General features: G+C 62.5%; 24 protein-coding genes. 22 read left to right on the top strand and 2 right to left on the bottom strand.

Going from position 1 to position 26500, the window contains the following annotated elements:
• Window positions 1-78: 78 nt before the first annotated feature.
• From IGB42_RS02380 to glp, 8 genes are all read left to right on the top strand, one after another.
• Window positions 79-1365, top strand: a complete 1287-nt coding sequence (locus IGB42_RS02380) for an endo-1,4-beta-xylanase (protein ID WP_159666106.1) — start codon at window positions 79-81, stop codon at window positions 1363-1365.
• A 3-nt stretch (window positions 1366-1368) separates the two neighbouring features.
• Window positions 1369-2325 carry an acyltransferase family protein gene (locus IGB42_RS02385; RefSeq protein ID WP_159666109.1) on the top strand — a complete coding sequence of 319 codons (957 nt, stop codon included), beginning with the start codon at window positions 1369-1371 and terminating at the stop codon, window positions 2323-2325.
• A 58-nt stretch (window positions 2326-2383) separates the two neighbouring features.
• Window positions 2384-3538, top strand: a complete 1155-nt coding sequence (locus tag IGB42_RS02390; RefSeq protein ID WP_159666112.1) for a glycosyltransferase family 4 protein — start codon at window positions 2384-2386, stop codon at window positions 3536-3538.
• Window positions 3535-4623 carry a glycosyltransferase family 4 protein gene (locus IGB42_RS02395; RefSeq protein ID WP_159666114.1) on the top strand — a complete coding sequence of 363 codons (1089 nt, stop codon included), beginning with the start codon at window positions 3535-3537 and terminating at the stop codon, window positions 4621-4623. Before IGB42_RS02390 ends, IGB42_RS02395 begins: the two co-directional genes overlap by 4 nt.
• Window positions 4624-4640: 17 nt before the next feature.
• Window positions 4641-5921, top strand: coding sequence for a nucleotide sugar dehydrogenase (locus tag IGB42_RS02400; RefSeq protein ID WP_159666117.1), 1281 nt, complete (start codon window positions 4641-4643; stop codon window positions 5919-5921).
• A gap of 146 nt (window positions 5922-6067) precedes the next feature.
• Window positions 6068-7000 carry a nucleoside monophosphate kinase gene (locus IGB42_RS02405; protein WP_159666120.1) on the top strand — a complete coding sequence of 311 codons (933 nt, stop codon included), beginning with the start codon at window positions 6068-6070 and terminating at the stop codon, window positions 6998-7000.
• Between the two features lie 84 nt (window positions 7001-7084).
• Complete coding sequence (locus IGB42_RS02410) at window positions 7085-7462, top strand: DUF423 domain-containing protein (protein WP_159666123.1); 378 nt, start codon at window positions 7085-7087, stop codon at window positions 7460-7462.
• A gap of 37 nt (window positions 7463-7499) precedes the next feature.
• Complete coding sequence (gene glp / locus IGB42_RS02415; protein ID WP_159666126.1) at window positions 7500-8690, top strand: gephyrin-like molybdotransferase Glp; 1191 nt, start codon at window positions 7500-7502, stop codon at window positions 8688-8690.
• Here glp and IGB42_RS02420 read toward each other — a convergent pair.
• Window positions 8678-9607 carry a GNAT family N-acetyltransferase gene (locus IGB42_RS02420; protein WP_159666129.1) on the bottom strand — a complete coding sequence of 310 codons (930 nt, stop codon included), beginning with the start codon at window positions 9605-9607 and terminating at the stop codon, window positions 8678-8680. The two genes, glp and IGB42_RS02420, sit on opposite strands and share 13 nt — an antisense overlap.
• Window positions 9608-10059: 452 nt before the next feature.
• Between IGB42_RS02420 and IGB42_RS02425 the strand changes: the two genes are divergently transcribed.
• The 8 genes from IGB42_RS02425 (at window position 10060) to xylB (ending at window position 19806) form a co-directional block, all read left to right on the top strand.
• Complete coding sequence (locus IGB42_RS02425; protein WP_159666132.1) at window positions 10060-11082, top strand: LacI family DNA-binding transcriptional regulator; 1023 nt, start codon at window positions 10060-10062, stop codon at window positions 11080-11082.
• Between the two features lie 2 nt (window positions 11083-11084).
• On the top strand, window positions 11085-12572 hold the full coding sequence (locus IGB42_RS02430; RefSeq protein ID WP_159666134.1) for a sugar ABC transporter ATP-binding protein: 1488 nt from the start codon (window positions 11085-11087) through the stop codon (window positions 12570-12572).
• Window positions 12553-13560 (top strand): ABC transporter permease, encoded by a 1008-nt coding sequence (locus IGB42_RS02435; RefSeq protein WP_159666136.1) that lies wholly within the window; start codon window positions 12553-12555, stop codon window positions 13558-13560. Before IGB42_RS02430 ends, IGB42_RS02435 begins: the two co-directional genes overlap by 20 nt.
• A gap of 85 nt (window positions 13561-13645) precedes the next feature.
• Window positions 13646-14608 carry a substrate-binding domain-containing protein gene (locus IGB42_RS02440; RefSeq protein ID WP_159666138.1) on the top strand — a complete coding sequence of 321 codons (963 nt, stop codon included), beginning with the start codon at window positions 13646-13648 and terminating at the stop codon, window positions 14606-14608.
• Window positions 14609-14814: 206 nt separating this feature from the next.
• The gene (locus tag IGB42_RS02445) at window positions 14815-15873 is read left to right on the top strand and encodes a sugar phosphate isomerase/epimerase (protein WP_159666139.1); all 1059 of its coding nucleotides are present in this window, start codon (window positions 14815-14817) and stop codon (window positions 15871-15873) included.
• Window position 15874: 1 nt separating this feature from the next.
• Window positions 15875-17026 carry a Gfo/Idh/MocA family protein gene (locus tag IGB42_RS02450; protein WP_201799791.1) on the top strand — a complete coding sequence of 384 codons (1152 nt, stop codon included), beginning with the start codon at window positions 15875-15877 and terminating at the stop codon, window positions 17024-17026.
• Between the two features lie 100 nt (window positions 17027-17126).
• Window positions 17127-18200 carry an MBL fold metallo-hydrolase gene (locus IGB42_RS02455; RefSeq protein WP_159666140.1) on the top strand — a complete coding sequence of 358 codons (1074 nt, stop codon included), beginning with the start codon at window positions 17127-17129 and terminating at the stop codon, window positions 18198-18200.
• A gap of 112 nt (window positions 18201-18312) precedes the next feature.
• On the top strand, window positions 18313-19806 hold the full coding sequence (xylB, locus tag IGB42_RS02460) for a xylulokinase (protein WP_159666141.1): 1494 nt from the start codon (window positions 18313-18315) through the stop codon (window positions 19804-19806).
• Between the two features lie 15 nt (window positions 19807-19821).
• On the opposite strand, the gene IGB42_RS02465 is transcribed toward xylB, so the two are convergent.
• Window positions 19822-20178 (bottom strand): RidA family protein, encoded by a 357-nt coding sequence (locus tag IGB42_RS02465; RefSeq protein ID WP_159666142.1) that lies wholly within the window; start codon window positions 20176-20178, stop codon window positions 19822-19824.
• A 254-nt stretch (window positions 20179-20432) separates the two neighbouring features.
• On the opposite strand from IGB42_RS02465, the gene IGB42_RS02470 reads away from it, so the two are divergent.
• The 6 genes from IGB42_RS02470 to IGB42_RS02495 all read left to right on the top strand — a co-directional run bounded on the left by IGB42_RS02470 (window position 20433) and on the right by IGB42_RS02495 (window position 26474).
• On the top strand, window positions 20433-21056 hold the full coding sequence (locus tag IGB42_RS02470; protein WP_159666143.1) for a 3'-5' exonuclease: 624 nt from the start codon (window positions 20433-20435) through the stop codon (window positions 21054-21056).
• Between the two features lie 101 nt (window positions 21057-21157).
• The gene (locus IGB42_RS02475; protein WP_159666144.1) at window positions 21158-21553 is read left to right on the top strand and encodes a hypothetical protein; all 396 of its coding nucleotides are present in this window, start codon (window positions 21158-21160) and stop codon (window positions 21551-21553) included.
• A 33-nt stretch (window positions 21554-21586) separates the two neighbouring features.
• A complete protein-coding gene (locus IGB42_RS02480; RefSeq protein WP_159666145.1) occupies window positions 21587-23551 on the top strand; it encodes a helicase-related protein in 1965 nt (654 codons plus the stop codon).
• A 398-nt stretch (window positions 23552-23949) separates the two neighbouring features.
• On the top strand, window positions 23950-24924 hold the full coding sequence (locus IGB42_RS22630; RefSeq protein ID WP_236822467.1) for a methionine ABC transporter ATP-binding protein: 975 nt from the start codon (window positions 23950-23952) through the stop codon (window positions 24922-24924).
• Window positions 24921-25586, top strand: a complete 666-nt coding sequence (locus tag IGB42_RS02490) for a methionine ABC transporter permease (protein WP_159666148.1) — start codon at window positions 24921-24923, stop codon at window positions 25584-25586. Before IGB42_RS22630 ends, IGB42_RS02490 begins: the two co-directional genes overlap by 4 nt.
• A gap of 114 nt (window positions 25587-25700) precedes the next feature.
• Entirely contained in the window at window positions 25701-26474 is a 774-nt protein-coding gene (locus tag IGB42_RS02495) for a MetQ/NlpA family ABC transporter substrate-binding protein (RefSeq protein ID WP_159666150.1), read from the top strand.
• Window positions 26475-26500 lie beyond the last annotated feature (26 nt).

The following is a 26500-nucleotide window of genomic DNA, read 5'->3' on the forward strand; positions in this document are numbered from 1 at the left end:
TTGACCTTTCGTCAAGGAACATTAGAACTCACTAATGCGATTCCAGTCCAACAGTTATCTCAACTGGAGGACCTCATCATGAAGATCGCAACGCTTGCCGCCATTTTGGCATTGGGGGGCTGCCTGGGAACCACTTCTCCGCGCGCCAAGGCAGACCTGTTTCTCGGACAACACATTTTTTATGCATCCAGCTGGCAGCCTGTAGAAGCCGGCTATTTCGATGGCGTGCGTATCTGGTCAGGCGCATCGCAATCCGTCACCTGGAAGGACATCGAGCCCACCAGCGGCAATTTCAACTTTTCCCTGCTTGATCAGCATGTTGCCAATGCAAAATCGCGCAACATGGATGTGCTGTACACGCTGGGGCAGGCCCCTGGCTGGGCATCTGCACGCCCTGCCGAACAAGCCAACATGGGCAAGGGTGCAGCAGCCGAACCCAGCGACATGAGCTTCTGGAGCCGCTATGTCGGCACCGTGGCCGCCCGGTATCGCGGCAAGATTTCTGCCTACGAGGTCATGAACGAGCCCCGCATCCCGGAAGCCATCCTGCCGTATTCGCCAGGCTTTTTCTCCGGCAGCACCGATCAGCTGGTGCACATGACACAACTGGCACGCGACGCCATCAAGGCTGAAGATCCAAATGCATTGGTGGTCTGCCCGCCCATGGATGGTGGTGACCTTGGCGTGAAGCGGCTGGATTATTTCCTGAGCCATGGCGGCGGCCAATATTGCGATGCAATCGGCTTTCACTTCTACCTGAAAACGCAAACCGTAGCGGAGTTCAATACGCTGCTGGCAGGTGTGAGAAGTGCCATGGTGCGCAACGGGGTAGGCAATCTGCCGATCTGGGATACCGAAATCGGCGTGCTGGTTGCACAGAGCGGCACCAATGTCGTGCCGCGCAGCCCCAGTGGCGCGCTGTCCACGGTACTGGATGAAAAAGATGCTGCTGCGCTGATGCTCAAGCTGGTGCTTGCCAGTCAGGTTGGGGGCATTGCCCGCACCTACTGGTTTGCGCATGACAGCTCGTCCATGGGCAGTACCCAACCGAACAAGACCGTGGGCGCCCTCAACCAGCTTGGCGTCGCTTATATCCAGGCCAAGGAATGGCTGAACGACAAACAGCCGCTCAACTGCAGCATCAATGATGGCAGCACCGACTGTACGCTGGTCAGCGGCAACACGCCTGTAGCACGTGTGAGCTGGAGCAAGACACTGACCGTGACGAGCTTGCAGCAGGCCGGCGTGCAAGCGGTATGGCTGCTCAATGGTGAGCGCCAGAATCTGGCCGGCATGAGCAATGCCACACTCGCCACACTGACGCGCAATTTTGCCGATCCGGTCTATCTGGTATTGCAGGACTGAATAATGGCGGCACCGGCACGCAATCTCACCCTCGACCTGCTGAAAGTGCTATTGGCGCTGATGGTGGTGGGCTTGCATGCCGGTTTACTGACCGATAGCGCGCCGGAGCTGGGCCAGTTGCTGGTGCAGGGATTGTTCCGCATTGCCGTACCGTCATTTTTCATCGCTAATGGTTACTACTTTGCTGCATGGCTGACCCGTGGCAAACCGATATCGAAATGGCTGCTGCGCATACTGGTGTTGTATGCGGTGTGGATGGTGATCTACGCGCCGCTCTACCTGCGCGCGTTCTGGAAAAGCGGGGATACGCTGGACCTGCTGACCGATCTGGTTTTTGGTTACCGCCACCTGTGGTATCTGCCGGCAATGCTGCTGGCTGGCTTGCTGCTACATATGCTGCGTGGGGCAAGCGTAAAGCGTATTGCAGCGCTCAGCAGTGTGCTGTTCGTATGCGGCCTGCTGCTGCAGAACAGCTGGCGCTTCGCAGCGGAGGCCCCAGGCCTGGCCGCGCTGCCCGCCGATCTTTACCGCAACGGCCTGTTTTTCGGCCTGCCGTTTTTTGCCGCCGGCTATTGCCTGGCGCGCGCCGACGCGCTGGCAACGCTGGCCCGTGGTTACTGGGCAGCGCTCGCACTGGCTGGCGTGGTGCTGATGCTGCTGGAATCGGATATGGACTACCGCTTGTTGCCGCCCGGAATGGGCCTCGATCTGCAATTGGGCCTGCCTGCCGCCAGCATCGGCCTTTTCATGTGGGCCAATCAATCGTTGGCAAAAACCAGCACCGACCTCTGGTCACGGCTATCCGCAGCCATCTATTTCATTCACCCGCTGTGCCTGACCGTACTGCTGGGTGTGCATCACTTCAAGAGCACCGTACTGACCGCACTGGGCGTGGCGATGTCGCTGTTGTGCAGCGTGGTATTGCTGCGCGTGAACCAGCGCTGGCCGGTATTCCTGTGACAAGCAAACCGTTTTTCCATCCGTACAGCCGGCCATTGCGGCCGGCAAGGCGAGCATCATGAAAGTGACCATTTTCCAGTACCGGCTGTTTCACTACCGCCAGCGCCTGTTCGAACTGATGCGCGAGAAGTGCATTGCGGCCGGCATCGACCTCAACCTGGTCTACGGCCAGCCGTATGGCGATGAAATCAAGAAGAAAGACAGCGTGGAATTGCCCTGGGGCATCAAGGTGAAAAGCCTGTATTTCCCCATCAAGGAAAAGAAAGACCTGTGCTGGCAACCGGCACCGGCATCGGTACGCGATTCGGACCTGTTCGTATTCATGCACGAGAACCGCCTGCTGGCCAACTACTGGTGGCTGCTGCGCCGCAGCTTGGGCCTCGGTCCAAAGGTGGCGTTCTGGGGGCATGGTCGTGATTTCCAGAGCAGCGCCCCCGGTGGCCTGCGCGAAAAGTGGAAAAGCCTCACGCTCAACTGGCCGGACTGGTGGTTTGCCTATACCGGACTTACCCGCCAGATCGTGCAGGCGGCGGGTTTTCCGGAAGAGCGCATTACCGTGATCAACAATGCCATCGACAATGAAGAGTTCGTCGGTGAGCTTGCTGCAGTGGATGAAGCGGCACTGGCGGCATTGCGCACCGAGACCGGCTTTGGCGTGGATGACTTCGTCGCCATCTATTGCGGCTCTCTCTACACCGAAAAGCGTATCGACCAGTTGCTGGAGATTGCCGAGCAATTGCACCAGCGCCAGCCGTCGTTCCGCCTGCTGATCATTGGCGATGGCGCGCTGCGCAGCCAGGTAGAAGCGCATGTGGGCAGCCGGCCATGGATTGCCTATCTGGGCGCGGCGCATGGCGCACGCAAGGCCACTTGCTTCAGGCTGTCGAAGTTGCTGCTGTGCCCTGGCGCGGTCGGCCTCAACATCCTTGATTCCTTCATTGCCGGCACGCCACTGGTTACCATGAAAAGCGCCAAGCACGGCCCGGAAATCGGTTTCCTCGAGCACGGCAGCAATGGCTGCATGATCGATGATTCCGCCGAGCAGTACATCGACCAGGTGGAGCGGCTGATTGCCGAGCCAGCCGAACTGGCACGCCTGCAGCGTGGCGCACAGATTGCCGCCCAGGAATACACCGTGGACCGCATGGCAGAGCGCTTTGTCGATGGCCTGCGCGCCGCACTGGCGGACCGCCGCCAGGAGCAGACCGCATGAAGGTGGCCATCGTCGGATTGCGCGGTTTTCCGGATGTACAGGGTGGCGTGGAGCGCCATGTGGAATCGCTGGCGCCATTGCTGGTGGCACAGGGGGCCGACGTCACGGTGTACGTGCGCTCGCCATACATGCAGCATGTGCAGGGCAATGAGTATCAAGGCGTGCGTTTTTGCCGGGTATGGTCGCCCACCGGGCGCGCTTCGGAAACGCTGGTACATACCTTCCTGGCGGTGATCGCCGCCGCATGGCAGCGCAACAAGGTGATCCACTTCCATGCCATCGGCCCGTCGTTCTTCGTGCCGCTGGCACGCCTCCTTGGCATGCGCGTGGTGATGACGCATCACGGCCAGGATTACCAGCGGCAGAAGTGGGGCAAGGGTGCGCGCCTGTTCCTGCGTACCGCAGAGAGCCTGGGCGTGCGCTTCTCCACCCACGTGGTGGTGATCTCGCACCAGTTGAAGAACCTGGTTACCGATACCTTCAAACGTGATTCGGCGCTCATTCCCAATGGCGTGACGGGCTTTCCGGCGGGCAGCGGCGATGCGGGCCTGCTGGCCGGCATGGGGCTGGAAGCCGGTAAATATGTGCTGAATGTCGGCCGCTTTGTACCGGAAAAGCGCCACCACGACCTGATCGACGCCTTTCTGCGCCAGCCGCCGGCTGGCTGGAAGCTGGCGTTTGCCGGGGGCGCGGATCACGAGGACGCGTATTCGCGCTCGGTACTGGAACGCGCAGGCGACAACGTGGTGTTCCTCGGCCGCCGCAACGCCACCGAGCTGGCCAGCCTGTACCGCCATTGCGGCCTGTTCGTGCTGCCCTCTTCACACGAAGGATTGCCGATTGCATTGCTCGAGGCACTGAGCCTGGGCGCGCCGTCGGTGGTCAGTGATATCGAACCGCATCTTGAAATGCACCTGCCGGCGGAAAGCTATTTTCCGCTCGGCAATGTTGACGCGCTTGCCGCACGCATCCAGCACTTTGCCCTCACGCCCGCACGCTGGGACGAATGGGCCGAGCGCGTGAAGCGTGATTACGACTGGCAGGCCGTTGCCCAAAAAATCCACACCCTCTATCAAACGCCATGAAGCAAGGAAAGAAGAAAATGACAACACTCGCAGTCGTCGGTCTGGGCTATGTCGGCCTGCCCCTCGTGGTCGAATTCGGCAAACAGATCAAGGTCATCGGTTTCGACATCGATGAAAACAAGGTAGCCCGCTGCCAGGCAGGCAAGGACCCGTCGCAGGAAATCCCGGATGCGGAAATGGCCTCGGCCATCCACGCCGAGTACACCAGCGACGGCAAGCGCCTGGCGGAAGCGGATTTCATCATGGTGGCCGTGCCTACGCCGGTGGATCAGGCGCACCAGCCTGACCTGCGCCCGCTGCTGTCGGCCAGCCGTTCGGTCGGCCAGAACCTGAAGAAAGGCGCCATCGTCATTTTTGAATCCACCGTGTACCCGGGCGCCACCGAAGAGGATTGCATCCCGGTGCTGGAGCGCGAATCGGGCCTGAAGTGGAAGGAAGACTTCTTCGTCGGTTACTCGCCGGAGCGTATCAACCCGGGTGACCGCGAGCACATGCTCACCAACGTGATCAAGGTGGTATCGGGCGATACGCCGGATACCCTCGTCAAGGTGGCCGAGCTGTACGAGCTGGTGGTAAAAGCCGGTACGCACCGCTGCTCCAGCATCAAGGCAGCCGAAGCGTGCAAGGTGATCGAAAACACCCAGCGTGACCTGAACATCGCGCTGATGAACGAGCTGGCCATCATTTTCGACAAGCTCGACATCGACACCAACGAAGTATTGGAAGCCGCCGGCAGCAAATGGAACTTCCTCAAGTTCAAACCGGGCCTGGTGGGCGGCCATTGCATCGGCGTGGACCCGTACTACCTGACACACAAGGCCGAGAAGATCGGCTACCACCCGCAGGTGATCCTGGCCGGCCGCCGCATCAACGACGGCATGGGCAAGTACATCGCCGAGCAGACCATCAAGCAGATGATTGCCGCCGGCAGCTATGTGAAGGGTGCGCGCGTGAACGTGCTGGGCCTGACCTTCAAGGAAAACTGCGCCGACCTGCGCAACTCCAAGGTGGAAGACATCGTGCGCGAGCTGAAGGAATTCGGCGTGGAAGTGGCCGTGCATGAACCGTGGGGCGATGCGGAAGAAGCGCTGCACGAATACGGCGTGAAGCTGCACAGCTGGGAAGACCTGCCGCGCGCCGATGCCATCGTGGCCGCCGTTGCGCACCGCAACTTCCTTGAGCTGGGCCTGGAAGACCTCTCGAAGAAGCTGGTGAAGGGGGGTTGCTTCATCGACGTGAAGTCGCAATTCAACAGCCGCCAGCTGGAAGAAGCCGGTTTCCGCGTGTGGCGCCTGTAATCGGCTAGCGCCTGATCAGACAGCCTCGCTCGCGGGGCTGTTTTTTTGCGTGCACTGCAGATACCTTGCGTCTGCAGTGTCGGCATCCTGTGCGCGCACGCGCCATGTTGCCCATACAATGAACTGACTCTCTCAGGGGATACCTCATGCCTGCATCCGCCAAACCATGGCGCCCGTACCACACGCTGGAAGACCGCCTGCTGATACCCAGCGCCGAAATACGCGGCCCCGGCGCGATCATCGTCACCGGGCCATCGAGCTGCGGCAAGGGGGAGATCTCCAACGCGCTGTGCGAGCTGCTGTCGATTCCGCATACGCGCTGGCTGTCGATGGGCAACATCCTGCGGGCCACCTACGAGCATGCGGCCAGCGATGCCGAATTCAGGAATCACCTGGCCAACAAATACAGCATCAGCAGCGAAACGCTGGTGCTCGACTGCATCGATACCACGCCGGAACTCGCTGCCAAGGTGGAAGCACACGCGGAGCAACTGAACGCGCAAATGCGTGCCAGCCACCAGATCATCGGCACACCGGACCTGTGGCGCTCTGCCACGCAGCTGGAATGGCTGGAACTGTGCACGGTAAATGGCCTGCTGGTGCCGGACCGCTGGACGCAAGCGCTGATCGCCGCGCATATCGAATCCATCCCCGATCTGCAGGAACGCCCGTTCGTGATCGACGGCTACCCGCGCACCAAGGCTGCAGCCGCGCATTTGCTGGAGGTATTCGGCGAGCTGAACATCCCCGTGCTGAAGGTGCTGCACCTGAGCATCAGCAAGCAGGAAATGCTGCACCGTGCCGGCCGCCGCCAGCGCATCGACGACAATCACGAATCGCTGCTCAAGCGCTATGCGTTCTATGTCGACAACGTGCAGCCCAGCGTCGACTACCTGAAAAAAGCACTGGGTCCGGATGCCATTGCACTGATCGATGCGCACCAGCCGCATTACGATGAAGTGAACGGTGAAAAGATCTTCAACCTCAAGCAGTCGATCCGCAACGTGGTGTATGCATCCGCGCTGAGCATGGGGCTGCCACGAGTGGTGATCGATGCGCTGATCGCGGCGCGGCCATAAGGTGATGCCGGCACTGCCCACTGCGGTGCCAGCATCTGGCGTTCTGCCGGTATCATCCGGGTCTTGCCACCCGGATCACCTGCCATGACAGAACGCCAGCTCATCATTGCCGCCGCCCTCAACATGCTGATCGGCGTTGCTGCCGGGGCTTTCGGTGCGCATGCGCTCAAGATGCGCCTGCCACCGGATCTGCTGGCAGTATGGCAAACGGCGGTGCTGTACCAGATGCTGCACGCGCTGGGCCTGTTTGCCATTGCGCTGCTGCTGCCGCGTTTTGCCAGCCCCGCCCTCACCTGGGCTGGCCCGGTAATGCTGGCCGGCATCGTGCTGTTCAGTGGCAGCCTGTATGTGCTGGCCCTATCCGGTATCCGCATACTGGGTGCCGTTACCCCGCTGGGTGGCGTAGCGTTCATGGCCGCATGGGTGATGGTCATCGTTGCCGCGTGGCGCAGCCCGGCCTGAACTGGCATACCTTGTCGACTGATCCGGAGACCGCCCCATGCTGAGCGTCAACGATGCCCTTGCCCGCCTGCTGGCGGCAGCCCTACCCGCTGGCGCCAGTGAAACCATCGCGCTGGGCCTGGCCGATGCACGCATCGCCGCACGCGATTACACCGCCAGCGTCAACGTACCTGCACTGGATAATAGCGCCATGGATGGCTACGCACTGGCGCTGGCCGATGGCGCACCGCTACCCGCCAGCTTTCCGGTAGTACAACGCATAGCTGCAGGCCAGCTTGGCACCGCGCTGCCGGCAGGCTGTGCGGCGCGCATTTTCACCGGCGCGCCCATCCCGCCCGGCGCAACCCTGGTAGTGATGCAGGAAGACTGCGAGCTGCTCGATACCACACTGCAGCTGAAACCCGACGTGCAGCCCAAGCCGGGCCAGCATATCCGCCGCAAGGGCGAAGACATTGCGCATGGCGCCACGTTGCTGCAGCGTGGTGATGCGTTGAACCCGGCACACATTGCATTGCTGGCAGCCAGCGGCATTGGCGATGTCGAGGTTTACCGGCCGCTGAAAGTCACGCTGCTCTCTACCGGAGACGAACTGGCCGAGCCGGGCGATCCGCTGCCGGCAGGTGGCGTGTACAACAGCAACCGGCCGATGCTGATCGCCATGCTGCGCGCGCTGGGCTGCGCAGTGCGCGACGGTGGCAAGGTGCCGGATCAGCGCGCCGCGACCGAGGCCGCGCTACAGGCAGCAGCAGCCGATAGCGACGTGGTGATCAGTACCGGCGGGGTATCGGTAGGTGAAGAAGACCATGTAAAGGCCGCGCTGAGCGCACTGGGTACACTGGATTTGTGGAAGGTGGCGATCAAGCCGGGGAAACCGCTGGCATTCGGGCGCATCGGCAACGCGGATTTCATCGGCCTGCCGGGCAACCCGGTATCGGCGTTCGTTACGCTGCAGGTGCTGGTGCGCCCTTTCCTGCTCAAGCGCATGGGCGCCAGCGGGCTTGCCACCAGCGGCTGGCCGGTGCGGGCGGACTTCAACTGGCCACGGCCGGATTCGCGCCAGGAATACCTGCGGGTGGCGCTGGACGCCAATGGCCTGCAACTGGTCGGCCAGCAAGGCTCGGCAATGATATCCGGCCTGGCGGGCGCGCATGGGCTGGTGGAGGTGACGCCGGGCCAGATCATCCAGCCTGGCGACATGGTGCGCTTCCTGCCGTTTCAGTCACGCTGAACCGTATGGCGCCAAGCGGCCAGCAACGTGCTGACCGGTATGCCATCGATACTGGCACCATCCAGCTGGCAGCCGTTCAGCGCGGCACCGCGCAGATCGCAATCGGTAAGGCGGGCATTGCGCAGATCGCAGCGTTGCATGCTCACCGGCTCGGCTTCTTCGCCATTCCAGCCCAGATTGCTGTCGCTGAACTGCGCACCGCCCAGCGATACATTGCATAGCCGCACCCCATCAAGCCGTGCATTGCCGATGCGCGCGCCGGACAGGTTGACGTTATTGAAGACCGCCCCCGTCACATTGGCATTCTGGACCGTCAAACCGGCCATGCCGCTGCTGCTGATCTGCACACCGGCAAGATTGCACTCGAAAAAATCGGCGCCGGACAGCGTGCAGTCACGGTAACCGGTGCCGGCCAGATCCGCCGTGTATTGCTGGCGCTGCGCACTTGCACCGTCCACGGGTCGCTGCTTCCTCAGGTAATACTCATCGTCATCCTCACCAACCAGCACATACCCATGCTTCCGGTAGAACGCCAGATTGCGCGCGCTATGGCGTGTGGTATCCAGCGACCATGTGCTGACTTGCGGGTAGTGCGCTTCCAGCAGCTGCAGCACCTGTCCACCCAACCCCCTGCCCTGCCAGACCGGGTCCAGATAGAACAGCTCGATGCGTGCATGCTCGCGCCCGCTGTGCGTGAGCTGCACCGCGCCAGCCAGCATGATCTTGTAATAGGCGCCCAGGCCAGCCTGGTAACGCTGCATGCCGGGCTTGTGATGGTCGGGGATGAATGGCTGCCTGCCACCCAGCCAATGGCTGGCCTCATGGGCAACAATTCTGGCAAACAACGCGCACAGCGCATCGGCATCCGTCACTGCCTGCAGTGACGCGCTTGCGGGATGGGTCGTACTTGAAGACATCAAGGGTATTCCTGATCAGCATGGGCATGCGTACCCGCACAGGCGGCTAGCAGCATGCAAATCCCTGCAGCGGGTTGCGCTGGCAGGCCATCGTCGAAAGCGAAGGCAGATCAGTTGGACACGGCTGATTTCCACCGGATTTGCAGCGGTAGCGCTGCGCAAGCCGGCACAGTAAAGGAAGGGCGCGGAAAAGGGCATACCCGTGCATAGCGCTGTGGCGAAAATGCGCCACCCCGGATTGCGGTGTAGTGCCCAACCCGGCGATCTGGCCGGCTTGCCTTGCATTCGTCGATCACCTTTGGTGCAGCGCACTCCAAATCGGCAACTCAATGGGGCAGCTGCTATCCGTAGGCCAGATGGCACACGGATACTGCACCGCACAAGCAATTGTTCTTGCAGGTTTTTTCAAAGCACCCTAAAAATGTAAACGATTACATTATTGGTGCGACAGCATGCCCGAACGCAGTGCCAGCACACCTCAAAACGGTGCATCCATCACCACCGTCGCCTTGCAGGCAGGGGTATCGGTGGCGACCGTATCGCGTGTGCTCAATGGCCATGCCGGCGTGAAACCCGCCACACGTGACAAGGTGATGGCGGCGGTGAACGCCAGCGGTTATCGCATCAACGAAATGGCGCGCAACCTGCGCACATCGGAAAGCCGCTTGCTGCTGGCCATGGTGCCGGATGTGGGCAACCCGTTTTATGCCGAGCTGGTGCGCGGCATCGGCAGCGTGGCACGCCAGCACGGTTATGACGTATTGCTGTGCGATACCGGCGCAGACCCGGGGCGCGAGCGCACCTACTTTGACCTGCTGCGCCGCAAGCGTGCCGACGGCGCCATCTGCCTGGACCCGGATACCGTGCAGCATGCGCTGGCCGAGGAATCGCTCGATCTGCCGTGGGTAGCCTGCTGCGAATTCGATCCCGCGGTACCGGTGCCGTATGTGGGCATAGACAACCATGCGGCCGCGCGCGATGCAGTGCGCCACCTGCTGGCCACCGGCCACCGCCGCATTGCGCTGATCAACTCGGACGAAGGCTATCTGTATGCACGCCAGCGCCAGCTGGGTTATGTGGATGCACTGCGCGAGCTGGATATCGCCATCAACCCCTCTTGGGTGCTGAACGTGAACTCGCTCGATTACGCCGCTGGTGCCGATGCAGCGCGTGCGCTGATGGCGCAGGCCGATGCGCCCTCGGCCATTTTTGCGGTATCCGATACCTTGGCCATCGGCGTGATTGCCGGCCTGCGCAGCGTGGGCAAACGCGTGCCGCACGATATTGCCGTGGTGGGTTTTGACGATATCTCGCTCGCTACGCAAATCGACCCTCCGCTGACCACCATCGCCCAGCCGATGCGCGCGCTGGGTGAAACCGCCGCACGGCTGTTGCTGCAGCGGCTGGCACAGCCCGGCCATACCGTGCCGGGGGTATTGCTGCCCCATCAACTGCTGATCCGCGGGAGCGCCTGACCATGAGCGTTGCAGTGCATTTCGACGCGATACGCAAGGATTTCGGCCCGGTGCGGGTACTGCACGGCGTGAGCTTCGAGATCGCCCCCGGGCGCATCTACGGCCTGCTGGGCGAAAATGGCGCCGGCAAATCCACGCTGATGAAAATCCTTTCCGGCTATGAGACGGCCACCGCCGGCGAAATGCGCATCGATGGCGTACCGCAGGTATTTGGCAACTCGCGCCAGGCAGAAGCAGCCGGCATCGTGCTGATCCACCAGGAATTCAACCTGGCCGAGCACCTGACCATTGCGCAGAACATGTATCTGGGCCACGAAAAGCGCCGCGGTCCGTTCGTGGACGATGTGGCAATGCGCAAGGATGCGGCGCGCTACCTGGCGCAGGTGGGCCTGACCATCAGCCCCGATACCCGCGTGCGTGATCTGATCGTGGCCGAGAAGCAACTGGTGGAAATTGCCAAGGCGCTCTCGCGCAACGCCCGGTTGCTGATCATGGACGAGCCCACCGCCACGCTCACGCCAGGTGAAACCGCCCGCTTGTTCACGCTGATGACCAAGCTCAAGGATGACGGCGTGACGTTGCTGTACATCTCGCACAAGCTCGATGAAGTGGAGCACATTACCGATGAGATCATCGTGATGCGCGATGGCCGCTTCATCACCCGCGAAGCCACCGCCAATGTCACGCGCCAGCAGATGGCCAACCTGATGGTGGGGCGCGAGCTGTCCGACATGTTCCCGCCGCGCAATCCGCCGGCGGCCGATGCGCCGGTGGCGCTGAAAGTGAGCGGGCTGACCGTGCCCGGCTGGGCCAGCGAGCTGGACTTTGAAGTGCACGCTGGCGAAATACTCGGTTTTGCCGGGCTGGTGGGTGCCGGGCGCACCGAATCGTTCGAGGCCATCATCGGCCTGCGGCCACGCAGCGCCGGGCAGATCGAGATGCTGGGGCGGCCGGTGCAGCTGAAATCGCCGCGCGATGCGGTGCGCCACGGCCTGACTTACCTGTCCGAAGACCGCAAGGGCAAGGGGCTGCACGTGAACCTGCCGCTGGCCGACAACCTGACGCTGATGACGCTGGAGCGCTACGCCCACCCGTGGCTGAGCCTGCAAGCCGAGCGGGCGGCGCTCAGGCAGGCGGTGGCCCACTTCGGCATCCGCACCGGCGACCTCGACTTGCGTGCCCGCATGCTCTCGGGCGGGAATCAACAAAAACTGGCGCTCGCCAAGGTATTGCACCCCGATCCGAAGGTGGTGGTGCTGGACGAACCCACGCGCGGCGTGGATGTGGGTGCCAAGCGCGATATCTATTTCCTGATCCACCAGCTGGCCGCACAGGGCCGCGCGGTGATCGTGATTTCCAGCGAGCTGATCGAGCTGATCGGCTTGTGCCACCGCGTGGCGGTGATGCGGGGCGGCAGGCTGCAAACCATGCTGGGCATGGAACAACTGAACGAAGAGGAGTTGATCGCTCATGCAACCGGCACACACTGAAACCGGCAGCACCCGTCCATCGCTGCAGCGCATGCTCCGGCATGTGAGCAGCCTGGGACCGGTACTCGGGCTGATCGTGCTATGCATTGCCGGCACGTGGCTGAACCCGGATTTTGCCACGCTGGACAACATGATGAACGTGCTGACCCGCACCGCCTTCATCGGCATCATCGCGGTGGGCATGACCTTTGTGATCATTTCCGGCGGCATCGACCTGTCGGTGGGGTCGATGGCGGCATTGATTGCGGGCAGCATGATCTTCCTGATGAACAAGCTGGTGCTGGCCGGCACGCTCAGCCCGCTGGCCATCGTGCTGACCGGCATCGCGCTGGCACTGCTGCTGGGGGCGGCATTTGGCGCCATCCACGGGCTACTGATCACCAAGGGACGGATCGAGCCGTTCATCGTCACGCTGGGTACGCTGGGCATCTTCCGCGCCTACCTCACCTATCTGGCCGATGGTGGCGCGCTCACGCTCGATACCGCCCTCAACGATCTGTATGCGCCGGTGTATTACGCCAGCCTGCTGGGCATACCGGTGCCGATCTGGGTGTTCCTGATCGTGGCGGCGCTGGGCACCATCATCCTCAACCGCACTGCATTCGGCCGCCATGTGCAGGCGATCGGATCGAATGAGCAGGTAGCGCGCTACGCAGCCATCCGCGTTGATCTGGTCAAGATCGTTACCTATATGTTTCTGGGATTGTGCGTGGGCATCGCCACGGTGCTGTATGTGCCGCGGCTGGGGTCGGCCACGCCCACCACCGGCATCCTGTGGGAGCTGGAAGCCATTGCCGCGGTAGTGGTCGGCGGTACGGCGCTCAAGGGCGGCGAAGGGCGTGTGATCGGCACGGTGATCGGCGCCATCCTGCTGTCGGTGATCAGCAACATCCTCAACCTCACCAGCATCATCAGCGTGTATCTGAATGCAGCAGTACAGGGCTTCGTGATCATCATCGTGGCCTTCCTGCAACGCAGCCGCCACTAGAGCGGCGCGTCAACAGCAAGCGGGGGAACGGATTCGGTTTTTACCCATGGGCTGCCACGGCCGCCCACCATTTGGAGAGAGCATCATGAAACGCTTTACTCAGGTATTGGGCGCCGGCGTACTGGCACTGGCCTTCGGCGCAATCAGTGGCAATGCAGTGGCTGAAAAAGTCACCCTTGGGGTATCGATTCCCACCGCCACGCATGGCTTTACCGGTGGCATCGTGTGGTGGGCGGGCGAAGCCAAGAAAGAACTGGAAAAGAAATACCCGGATCTGAAAGTCATCATCAAGACCGCCGGCGGTGCGCCGGAGCAGGCCAACCAGCTGCAGGACCTGGTGACGGTGAACAAGATCAATGCGCTGGTGATCTTTCCGTTTGAATCCGCATCGCTCACCCAGCCGGTATCCCAAGTGAAAAGCAAGGGCGTGTACGTAACCGTGGTGGACCGCGGCCTGACCGATACCCGCGCGCAGGATGCCTATGTGGCGGGCGACAACACCGCATTCGGCAAGATCCCCGGCGAATACATCGGCAAGACACTGGGCGGCAAGGGCAATGTGGTGGCGTTGCGCGGCATTCCCACCACGCTGGACAACGAGCGCTACGAAGCATTCCAGACCGCGCTCAAGGCCACGCCGGATGTGAAAATCCTCGATGCCAAGTATGCCAACTGGAACCGCGACGATGCGTTCAAGGTGACGCAGGATTTCCTCACCCGCTTCAAGCATATCGATGCGATCTGGGCTGCCGACGATGACATGGCAGTGGGCGTGCTCAAGGCGCTGGACCAGGCCAAGCGCACCGACGTGAAGATCGTGTTCGGCGGTGCGGGCGCCAAAGGGGCCATCAAGACATTGATGGACGGCAGCGACAAGCGCATCCAGGCCAATGTGTCGTACTCGCCCAAGTTCATCTACGACGCCATCAAGCTGACCGCTGAAGCCCGCCTGAAAGGCGAAGCCCTGCCGGCCAAGACCATCATTCCGTCGGTGCTGATCACCAAGGAAAACGCCAAGCAGTTCTATTTCCCGAACTCGCCATTCTGATAGGCCGGGAGATGGATGGGGAAACGGATCAATCGGTGGGAAAACCCGGCGCGGGCGCAGCAATGGCGCGGCCGATGGATTGATCACGGCGCGGGCGCGCAGCAGGGGTAGGCCCCTGCTGCGCGCCCTTCCGGAGCAGCACTGCCGGCAGGCACCGCTGCTGGTGTAGCGGCCTTGCGGCCAGTTCAGCACACAGGACACGCGAGATGAAAACCATCAAGGGCCCGGCGATCTTCCTTGCCCAGTTCATGGGCACGGCAGCGCCATTCGATACGCTGGATCACCTGGCTGGCTGGGCGGCAGGCCTGGGCTACGAGGGTATACAGCTGCCGACCGATCCGCGGCTGATCGATCTGGCACTGGCCGCGCAAAGCCAGACCTATGCGGACGAGATACGTGGCACCGTTGCGCAGCACGGGCTGGCCATCACCGAACTATCCACGCACCTCCAGGGCCAGCTGGTGGCGGTGCACCCGGCCTATGACAGCCTGTTCGACGGCTTTGCCGCACCTGAGGTACGCGGCAAGCCTGCCGCGCGCACTGCATGGGCGATTGCGCAGCTCAAGGCGGCCGCGCAGGCATCGCAACGGCTGGGCCTGAGCGCACAGGTGACATTCAGCGGTGCGCTGGCGTGGCCCTATCTGTACCCGTGGCCGCAACGCCCCGCCGGGCTGGTGGAAGAAGCCTTCGGCGAGCTGGCACGCCGCTGGCAACCCATCCTGGACGAGTTTGACCACTACGGCGTGGATTGCTGCTTCGAGCTGCACCCCGGCGAAGACCTGCATGACGGCATCACTTTCGAGCGTTTTCTGGATGGGGTGAACGATCATCCGCGCGCCAGCATCCTGTACGACCCCAGTCACTTCGTGCTGCAACAGCTCGATTACCTGGCCTTCATCGACATTTACCACACGCGCATCAAGGCCTTCCATGTGAAGGATGCCGAGTTCCGCCCCGATGGCCGCCAGGGTGTATATGGCAGCTATAACGGCTGGGCGGAACGCGCCGGCCGCTTCCGCTCGCTGGGCGACGGGCAGATCGATTTCGTCGGCATTTTCTCGAAGCTGGCGCAGTACGATTTCCCCGGCTGGGCAGTGCTGGAATGGGAATGCGCGCTCAAGCACCCGGAAGATGGCGCGGCCGAAGGGGTGGATTTCATCCGCCGCCATATCATCCGCGTGGCGGAACGCGCATTCGACGACTTTGCCGGCAGCGGCGTAGATGCAGTGCAGATCAAGGCACTGCTCGGTACGCAGGAGGCATGACATGACACGGCGTTTGCGTCTGGGCATGGTCGGCGGCGGCCAGGGGGCGTTCATCGGTGCGGTGCACCGGCTGGCTGCGCGCATCGACAATCATTATGAGCTGGTTGCCGGTGCGCTCTCCGCCAATGCTGTGCGCGCTGCCGCCAGCGCGGCCGAGCTGCGGCTGGATCCGGCGCGCAGCTACACCGATTACCAGGAGATGGCGCGCACGGAAGCCGCGCGCAGCGATGGCATCGACGTGGTTGCCATCGTCACGCCCAACCATCTGCACGCGCCCGTTGCGACCGCTTTCCTGCAGGTTGGCATTCACGTGATCTGCGACAAGCCACTGGCCATCTCCTTGGCGGAAGGCCAGGCGCTGGCACGGCTGGCGCGGCAGCAGAACCGCCTGTTTGCACTCACCCATACCTATTCGGGCTACCCGCTGGTACGCCACGCCAGGGCGCTGGTGGCCGCGGGCGAATTGGGCGATCTCCGCGTAGTGCAGGTGGAATATGCGCAGGACTGGCTGGCAGAGCCATTGGAGCAAGGCAGCAACAAGCAGGCCGGCTGGCGCACCGATCCGGCGCTGGCAGGCCCGGCCGGTTGCCTGGGCGATATCGGCACGCACGCCTATCATCTGGCTGGCTTCGTCACCGGCATGCTGCCTAGCGAACTGGCTGCCGAGCTGCACACCTTTGTGGCAGGCCGCCGCGTGGATGACCATGTGCAGATGCTGCTGCGCTATGCCAATGGCGCACGCGGCATGCTGTGGGCCAGCCAAGTGGCCAGCGGCGAGGAAAACGGACTGAAACTGCGTGTGTACGGCAGCAAGGCCAGTATCAGCTTCGATCAGCAACACCCCAATGAGCTGTGGTTCACGCCGCTGGGCGGTACCGCGCAACGCATCACGCGTGGCCGAGCGGCAGGCAGCGCCGCCATGCATGCCACGCGTATTCCAGCCGGCCACCCGGAAGGCTATCTGGAAGCCTTTGCCCAGCTGTATAGCGACGCCGCACTACAGATTGCCGCCATCGATGCCGGCTTGCCCATCCCTGCGGAGGCAGCACTGCTGACCACGGTGGAAGATGGCGTGGCCGGGCATCACTTCATCGATGCAGCGCTGGCCAGCCATGCAGCGGGCGGGCAATGGACGGCCATCAGCACCGGATGAAGCGCCGCGCGCTGGGCGGGCATTGCGGCAAAACAGGCAGATGCCGCCCTTGCAGCGCCGGCCGGCAGCCCCATCTGTGCTGCATACACAGGGGAATGCAATGCGCGCGGCAGACTGGCTGATCGGATGGATAGGCAAGCACACCGGCAATCCGGCACGCAATGCGCACTACAACCCGGCGCTGGCACACCACCTGCCGGAAGGGTTCCGCAACAACTACCCGCATGGCCGCCCACAAGCCGGCGATCTGGCCCGCTGGCGCAAGGAGCGCAAGGCAGCGGGCCTGCCCAAGCCACCGCAAGCAGACCTCTCGCCGATTGCCGCTGATCTCGCCTTCATCCAGCAAAACCGCAGCCAGACTGCAGTAACGTGGATAGGCCATATCACCCAGCTGGTGCAGGTGGGCGGCATGAATATCCTCACCGACCCGATGTTCTCCGAGCGCTGCTCGCCGGTGCAGTTTGCCGGGCCCAAGCGCCACCAGCCACCGGGTGTGGCATTGCAAGACCTGCCGCATATCGATCTGGTGGTGCTGTCGCACAACCATTACGATCATCTGGATGCCCGCAGTATGAAGGCACTGGCGCGGCAAGCCGGCGGCCCGCCGGTCTTTGCGGTGCCGCTGGGCGTGGATGTCTGGTTCAGGCACAACATCCCGCAGTTGCCGGCCAGCAAGCTGATTGCGCTGGACTGGTGGCAAAGCGCCAGCGTGGGCAAGGCGGTCGTCACCTTCGTGCCGGTGCAGCACTGGAGCGCACGCACGCCTTTCGATCGCAACGCCACGCTATGGGGTGGCTGGGTGATCGAGGTAGCCGGCTGGCGCAGTTTCTTCTCGGGCGACTTGGCCGACTCCAAGGATATCGACGACATCGCCGCCTACTTTCCCGCCGGCTTTGATTTTGCGGCGATCGGCATCGGCGCGTATGAACCACGCTGGTTCATGCATAACCAGCACATCAGCCCCACCGAAGCCGTAAGCATCCATCAGCGGCTGAAAGCCAGGCAAAGCCTAGGTGTGCACTGGGGCACGTTCGAGCTGACCGATGAGCCGCTGGATGAACCGCCGCAGGCGCTGGCCCGTGCCCGTGCCGCCGCCGGGCTGAGCGAGGCCGATTTCTACGTGCTGCGCCACGGCGAAACCCGCGTGTTGCAGCCATTGCCCTCGCCTCTATGACGCAGCATGTTGAAGTGCACCCTTCCATCCGGACACCCCCGATTGCCTGCCGGCGCATAAAGCGCCACGCTGGCAGCGGCATCCGTGCTTGAACCCGGGAGAGAACACGCGCATGTTCATCGGCATCGACCTTGGTACCTCCGGCCTCAAGGCCATCCTGCTCGACCGGCACGGTCAGGTTGCCGCCAGCGCGCATGCGCCGCTTGCCATCAGCCACCTGCAGCCACGCTGGAGCGAGCAGCATCCTGCCGACTGGTGGCATGCGTGCGAAACCGCGCTGGTGGCCCTGCTGGCACAGGCAACGGCGCGCGGCATTGCGCTGCATGATATCGAAGCCATCGGCCTCACCGGCCAGATGCATGGCGCCACAGTGCTGGATGCCGGCGGCCAGGTGCTGCGCCCTGCCATGCTGTGGAACGATGGCCGCGCGCATGCCGAATGCGCAGAACTGGAAAAGCGCGTGCCGGATGCACGCAGCATCACCGGCAACCTGATGATGCCGGGCTTCACCGCCCCCAAGCTGCTGTGGCTGGCCCGGCACGAGCCAGCCATCTTTGCCCGCACCGCCAAGGTGTTGTTGCCCAAGGATTACCTGCGTTACCGGCTGACCGGCGACTACGCCACCGATTTATCCGATGCGGCCGGCACAATGTGGCTGGATGTGGGCAAAAGGGACTGGAACGACGCATTACTGGCCGCCACCGGCCTCAGCCGCAGCCATATGCCGCAGTTGTACGAAGGCAACCGGATTACCGGCACCTTGCTGCCTGAGATTGCCGCGCGGCTGGGGCTGCGTTGTATCCCGGTGGTGGCCGGCGCTGGCGACAATGCCGCGGGGGCCATCGGCATCGGTATCGTGCAGCCGGGGCAGGCGATGCTGTCACTGGGCACATCCGGCGTCTACTTCGTGGCGAGCGACGGTTTCCACGCCAACCCGCAACGCGCGGTGCACAGCTTTTGCCATGCGCTGCCGGGCACCTGGCATCTGATGTCGGTGATGCTGTCTGCTGCAGCCTGCGTTGATTTCACTGCCCGGCTGACCAGCCTGCCCGACGTTGCCACGCTGCTGCATACTGCCGAAGCACGTGGCCTGCACGCTGGCACGCCGCTTTTCCTGCCCTATATGGCGGGCGAGCGCACGCCGCACAATAATCCGGCCGCGCAGGGCGCATTCTTCGGGCTGACCACAACGACCGAAGCCGCCGATCTTGCCAATGCCACGCTGGAAGGCGTGGGGCTGGGCTTGCTCGATGGCATGGATGCACTGGAAGCCACCGGCATTGTCCCGGATGAAATCACGCTGATCGGCGGCGGTTCGCGCAGTGCCTACTGGGCGCAGATGCTGGCGGATATCACCGGCCGCACGCTGACCTGCCGCGCAGGTGGCGAGATCGGCCCGGCACTGGGGGCGGCCCGGCTGGCACACCTGGCCATGCACCCGGCAACACCGCTGGCACAGGTTTGCCCGGTACCCACGCAAACCGCCCGTTACTCGCCAGACAGCCGCCGCCATGCGTTTTACCGCGATGTGCGCCGCCCGCGTTTCATGGCGCTTTACCGGCAGCTGCTGCCGTTATTTGCCGCTGGCGGTGGCGAGCAGGCGTGACAGCACCCGCCGCACTCAAGCCCCGGTAGCGGCAGTGAAGGCGATTTCCACTTGCAGGTCGGGCGATGCGAGCTCAGCGCGTATGCAGGCACGCGCCGGTGCACTTCCCGCTGGCAGCCATGCGCCCCAGATCGCATTGAATTCGGCACGGCGATCCAGATCCGGCAGGTAGATCGTTGCCATCATCAAACGGCTTTTATCCGAGCCGATGGCAGCGAGCGTGCGCTCGGCCTGCGCCAGCAACGCATGGGTTTGCTCGGCAAAGGTCCCGCCACTTTCCGGCACCTCGACAAAGCAGGCAATGCGGTTGAACACCACAGCATCGGACCACAGCGGCGTGGGATTGAGGCGCTGGATATCGGGGTTGGGCATGAAAGGCTCCAGATTGGCAGGCTTCGCAGTATAAGGCTGCGCCCGGCGATTGCATGCCCGGGCCGCCCCGGGAACGGGGCGAGCATGATCAGAGCCAATACCGGCAAAGGCGTGCCGCTGATGCTGTGGAAGGAAAAAAGCTGCGTGGTTTCTCGGCCTAGCGCTACGACAAGCTGTTTGCACAGGCCAGGTAAACGCCGGCGGCAAGGCCAGCCGGTTGACAGCTGCGCAGAAGTGGCGCTCTATCCGGCCTTATGACAGCACCACTTCAAGTCCCCAGCAAGGACGCCATCAATCTGCTGCCGCTCTACCGGGCGCTGGATCTTGCACGTATCACGCTGGTGAACAGCGCGGAAACCGCGCAAGCCGCATTGGCCGAGCTGAAAAAACACCCGGCCGTGGGCTTCGATACTGAATCGCGCCCCACCTTCCACAAGGATCAACAATCCACCGGCCCGCATGTGCTGCAGTTCTCCACGCCAGAGCATGCGTTCATCTTCCAGATCCACCAGCAAGACAGCCATTTTGCGATTACCGAACTGCTGACCGATGCCGCGCTGCTCAAGGTGGGTTTTGGCCTGGGCAATGATCTGGGCCATATCCTGCGCAAGCTGAAAGTGCAGCCGCGTGGCCTGTTCGATCTGGGCCGCGAATTCAGGAAACGCGGCTACAAGCACGAGGTGGGTGCGCGTAGCGCGGTGGCCATCCTGTTCGGGCAGCGCTTCTCCAAATCCCGGCATATCAGCACCTCCAACTGGGCCGCCAGGGTGCTGAACGACAAACAGCTGATCTACGCCGCCAACGATGCCTATGTGGCGATCCAGGTATTCCTGGCGCTGGCGCCGGTCGATACCCCGGACCACGCTGCTGCCAGCTGAACCACCGGCCGGCATTTGACACATCATGCCGGCGATACGCTTGGTACACTGCGCAGCGGTGGCATAGCGCCACATCCTTTCCGCCTGATGGACCCGTGAACTTGCAAGCGCCCGTTTTTACCGAAATCCCGCCGTATGGCGTCGATGAAGAAACCGACCTGTGCTGGAAGTGGCTGCAAACAGTCGGCCAGCTGGTTGCGGCCGAGCTTGCGGCCATGCCGCGTGGCACGCTGGCGCTGGCAGACGATGGCGACTGCGTGTACTGGGCGGCGCTGATCGAGGATCATATCCACCTGGCTACCGCCCCCGTCAGCGATGGCGTGATCCATTTTGAACACAGCGCGCTGCTGCGCCAGCTGATCGGCTACAGCGTGGAAGAACTGCACTACCTGCGCGGTACGCTGGAAAACTGGTTGCAGGCACAAACCACCATGCGCATCAGCGACCAGCGCGAGCTGCAACGCTGGCCCACGCTACCTGCCAACCTGACCGATTGAACGACAGAGACCCATCCCATTACAGAATCCTTTATGACCGATACCGCCACACCGCCCATCGATCAACCCGAAGCCGCTGCGCTGGCCGAATACCTGCACGCCCAGCAGGCCACGCTGGTCACCGCCGACGGCAGCTACGCCGTTTCGGTGCATGGGCAGATCATCGTCAACAAGCGCGTGGTGCCCTACCACCTGGTGCCCGACGAAGGGTTCCTCGGCAAGACGGCGAAATGGCGCAAACTCAATACCCACGAACGGCTGGAACTGCTGCATGCGCGCTGGAACGATGCCGCGCGCGCCAAACTGGAAGCGCAGCTGCAGCAATGCGCGGACACCATTGCCGCCATCGCGCGCGATTACGAGCTGGACCCGGGCAGCGCCTACAACGCCTTCCAGGCCAAGTACGAACGCGCCAGCCTGCGCTGCAACCTGGCAATGGACCGGATCGAGGCGCTGCAGGGCACCCGCGCCGCCACGCGGCAGGCCGAGAAAACCCGCAACGCGGTCAACCTGTCGCTTTATCCGGAATCGTTTACCGTGGCGCAAGGCATGCAACGCCATTTCATCGCGGTGCTGGGGCCGACCAACTCGGGCAAGACCCATCAGGCGATGGAGCATCTGGCCGAGGCGAAATCCGGCGTCTACCTGGCGCCGCTGCGCCTCTTGGCGCTGGAAAACTATCACCGGCTGCAGGATGCCGAAGTGGCGGTCAGTCTCGTCACCGGCGAGCAGCGCAAGGTGCACCCGGAAGCCACGCATGTGGCCAGTACGGTGGAAATGCTCAACCCCAACCGCCCGGTAGAAGTGGCAGTAATCGATGAAATCCAGCTGCTGGACGATCCGGACCGAGGCGCCGCGTGGACGGCGGCCGTATGCGGCGTACCAGCCAGCACCGTTTACCTGCTGGGCGCGCTGGAAGCCGAAGAAGCGATCGTTTCACTGGTGAAACGCGTGGGCGGTACGCTGGAAATTCGCAAGCTGCAGCGCAAATCACCGCTGGAAATGGAAAAGCAGCCGCTGGGCTCGTTGAAGAACCTGCAGCCAGGCGATGTGCTGATCGCGTTCTCGCGCCGCGAAGTGCTCAATTGGCGCGACCAGGCGATCGAACAAGGTTTTGCGGTCTCGGCCATCTACGGCAATCTGTCGCCGGAGGTGCGCCAGGCGCAGGCTGCGCGATTCGTGGATGGTGAAACCAAGATCATCGTCGGCACCGACGCAATCGGCATGGGCCTCAACACCCCGGCGCGGCGGGTGATCTTCACCACCGCCAACAAGTGGGACGGTTATGCGGAAGGCACAATCAGTGCATCGCTGGCCAAGCAGATTGCCGGCCGCGCCGGGCGCTTCGGCGCGCACGAGGCCGGCTTCGTGGCCGGGCTGGATGCCGGCACGCACAAGACCATCGCCGCGTTGCTGCGCGAAAAGCCCGAGCCCTTGCCGGCCAGCGGCTTCTTCGTTGCCCCCAACCTGGATTACCTGCAGCAGATTTCCGCCGCCACCGGCCAGACCAAGCTGCAGGCGCTACTGGAGCTCTTTGCCAAGCACATCAATGTGCATGACGAGTTCTTCCTGCCGGCCAACCTCACCGAACAGATCGAGAAAGCGCGTTGGCTGGATACGTTGAACCTGTCGCTGGCGGATCGTTACCTGTTCAGTTTGTGCCCGATCTCGACCAAGATACCGATGCTGGAACGTGCACTGCAGGATTGGGCACGCTACCGCGCCGACAAGCGTCAGGCGCCGCTGCTGCGCATGGAAGGCATGGGCGGGCGTAACGAGCTGCAATACCTGGAAGACACCTGCAAGCTGTATTCCGCGTATGCGTGGCTGGGTTACCGCATGCCAGAGACCTTTCCCAACGAGGACATGGCGCAGATGCTGATGCAATCGACCTCGGAAAAAATCGACAACCTGCTGCAGGTGCAGAACACCCGCTCGCGCCACGGCAAGCGGCCGGAGCAGGCCAAGCGTGGTGGCGGCAAATACGGCCGGCGTTGATATTGCAAAGCGGCTGGTCAGCAATTGTACAAATTTAAATTGAACCCCTGACAAAAAACCCGGTCTGTTGCTTGCGCCTTGCGCAATCCCCTTGTTTTACCGACTTGAAAACCCTGCTCTCCGGAGCGGGGTTTCTTTTTTTTGCGGCCGTATCAGGGAAAGCAGCAATGTGTATCTGTCTGCGTTAACCGCATTTGCCTGCATCCGGTGCCAAGCCGGTGAGATACGCGTTTGCGGTCATTCCTGTTGCTTATTTCCTTATTGCCATAAAGATTTTGTTCTTATATCTGGCAAAGCTAATATTGCGGCTTGATGGCTACCCGCCATACTCATAACAAGACAGGCACCCAAAAGGCTGCTCAGTGATCCAGTTCAAGAACATATACAAGTCCTACCGCGTGGCAGGCACAGATGTGCCCGCATTGCAGGGTATCGATTTGCGCATAGAAGCCGGCGAAATTTTCGGCATCATCGGGCACTCAGGTGCCGGCAAATCCACGCTGGTGCGGCTGATCAACCTGCTGGAGCGCCCCAGTGCCGGCCAGGTACTGATCGGCAATACCGATATCACCGCGCTGGACGCCGCCGCATTGCGCGCGCAGCGCCAGCGTATCGGCATGATCTTCCAGCACTTCAACCTGCTGTCTGCCAAGACCGTGGCGCAGAACGTGGCGTTTCCGCTGTCGCTGGCGGGCGGTAAATCCAAGGCCGAGATCAAGCAACGCGTTGCTGCACTGCTGGCGCGCGTGGGCCTGACCGAGCACGCCGACAAATACCCGGCGCAGCTCTCCGGCGGACAAAAGCAGCGCGTTGGCATCGCCCGGGCACTGGCTACCGAGCCGCAAATCCTGCTATGCGATGAAGCCACCAGCGCGCTGGACCCGCAAACTACGCAATCAGTACTCAAGCTGCTGGCCGACATCAACCGCGAGCTCGGGCTGACCATCGTATTGATCACACACGAAATGGATGTGGTGCGGCGCATTGCCGACCGCGTTGCGGTACTGGATGCCGGCACGGTGGCAGAAATCGGCCCGGTGGCGGAGGTATTCCTGCACCCGCAGCACCCCATCACGCGGCGCTTTGTGCTGGAAGCGGAAAACGTCGATGAAGGCGAACTGGTGGACGACTACGCGCACGTGCCCGGCCGCATCGTGCGGCTGACCTTTACCGGCGACGCCACCTACGAGCCCTTGCTGGGCGCGGTGGCGCGCGATACCGGCGTGGATTTCAGCATCCTGGCCGGCCGCATCGACCGCATCAAGGACACGCCCTACGGCCAGCTCACGGTGGCGTTTACCGGTGGCGACATCCCGGCAGCGCTGCAGCAACTGGCCGGGCGTGGCCTGGCCATTGAAGAGGTGCGCGCATGAACGGATTTTTCAGCAATATCGACTGGGCCGATATCGGCCAGGCTGGGCTGGACACGCTGTTGATGCTGGGTGGCTCCTTGCTGTTCACGCTGCTGCTGGGCTTGCCCATCGGCGTGCTGCTGTTCCTGACCAGCAAGCGCCAACTGCTGGCGCAACCCCTGGTATACGGGCTGCTGTCCTTCGTGGTGAACATCCTGCGCTCGGTACCGTTCGTGATCCTGCTGATCGTGATGATCCCGCTCACCGTCTTCGTGACCGGGACCTCGCTCGGCGTAGCCGGGGCCATTCCGCCGTTGGTGGTGGGGGCCACGCCGTTCTTTGCCCGGTTGGTAGAAACGGCATTGCGCGAGGTGGACCGCGGCATCATCGAGGCCACACAGGCGATGGGCGCCACCACCACACAGATCGTATTGCGTGCGCTGCTGCCAGAAGCGCTGCCAGGCATCCTTGCCGGTGGCACGGTAACGGCGATCACGCTCGTCTCCTACGCGGCCATGTCCGGCGTGATTGGCGGCGGCGGCCTGGGCGACCTTGCCATCCGCTTTGGCTACCAGCGTTTCCAGACCGATGTGATGGTGGTGACGGTGCTGTTGCTGCTGATCTTGGTGCAGCTATTGCAGATGCTGGGCGACCGGCTGGTGATCCATTTTTCGCGCCGCTGACCATGAAGCCACCCTACCCGCCGCGCAGCCAGCTGCCCTGTTGAACCGATTGAATCCTGATCGCCTGCCCCAGATCCGGGACCAGGCATAACACCCATCCCACAAGGAAACGACATGAAAAAAACCCTCGCTCTCATCGCTGCTGCTCTGGCATTTTCGGCCCACGCTGCCGACAAGCTCGCCATCGGCGCCACCGCGGTACCCCACGCGGAAATCCTCGAATTCGTGAAACCTGCGCTGGCCAAGCAAGGCGTGGAGCTCGATATCAAGGTATTCACCGATTACGTGCAGCCCAATGTGCAAGTCGCCGAGAAAAAGCTCGACGCCAACTTCTTCCAGCACAAGCCTTATCTGGATGAGTTCAACAAGGGCAAGGGCACTAACCTGGTGGTGGTGACCGGCGTGCATGTAGAGCCGTTCGGCGCGTACTCGACCAAGATCAAGAAACTGGCCGACCTGCCCGAAGGCGGCACCGTGGCGATCCCGAACGATGCCACCAACGGTGGCCGCGCGCTGCTGCTGCTGGACAAGGCCGGCGTGATCACGCTCAAGGACAAGAAAAACATCCTGGCTACCGCACGCGACATTGCGCAGAACCCGAAAAAGCTCAAATTCAAGGAACTGGAAGCCGCCACGCTGCCACGCATCCTGGACCAGGTTGACCTGGCGTTGATCAACACCAACTACGCGCTGGAAGCCAAGCTCAACCCCAGCAAGGACGCACTGGCGATCGAAGGCAAGCAATCGCCGTACGTGAACATTCTGGTGGCCCGCCCGGACAACAAGAACTCGGCCGCGATCAAGAAGCTGGCCGCCGCGCTCAACAGCCCGGAAACGAAGAAATTCATCGAAACCAAGTACAACGGTGCAGTGGTTCCGGCATTCTGATCACGTCACGGCAACCGTTTCATCGA

It is taken from the genome of Andreprevotia sp. IGB-42, from assembly GCF_009848685.1.
Classification (GTDB): Bacteria; Pseudomonadota; Gammaproteobacteria; order Burkholderiales; family Chitinibacteraceae; genus Andreprevotia.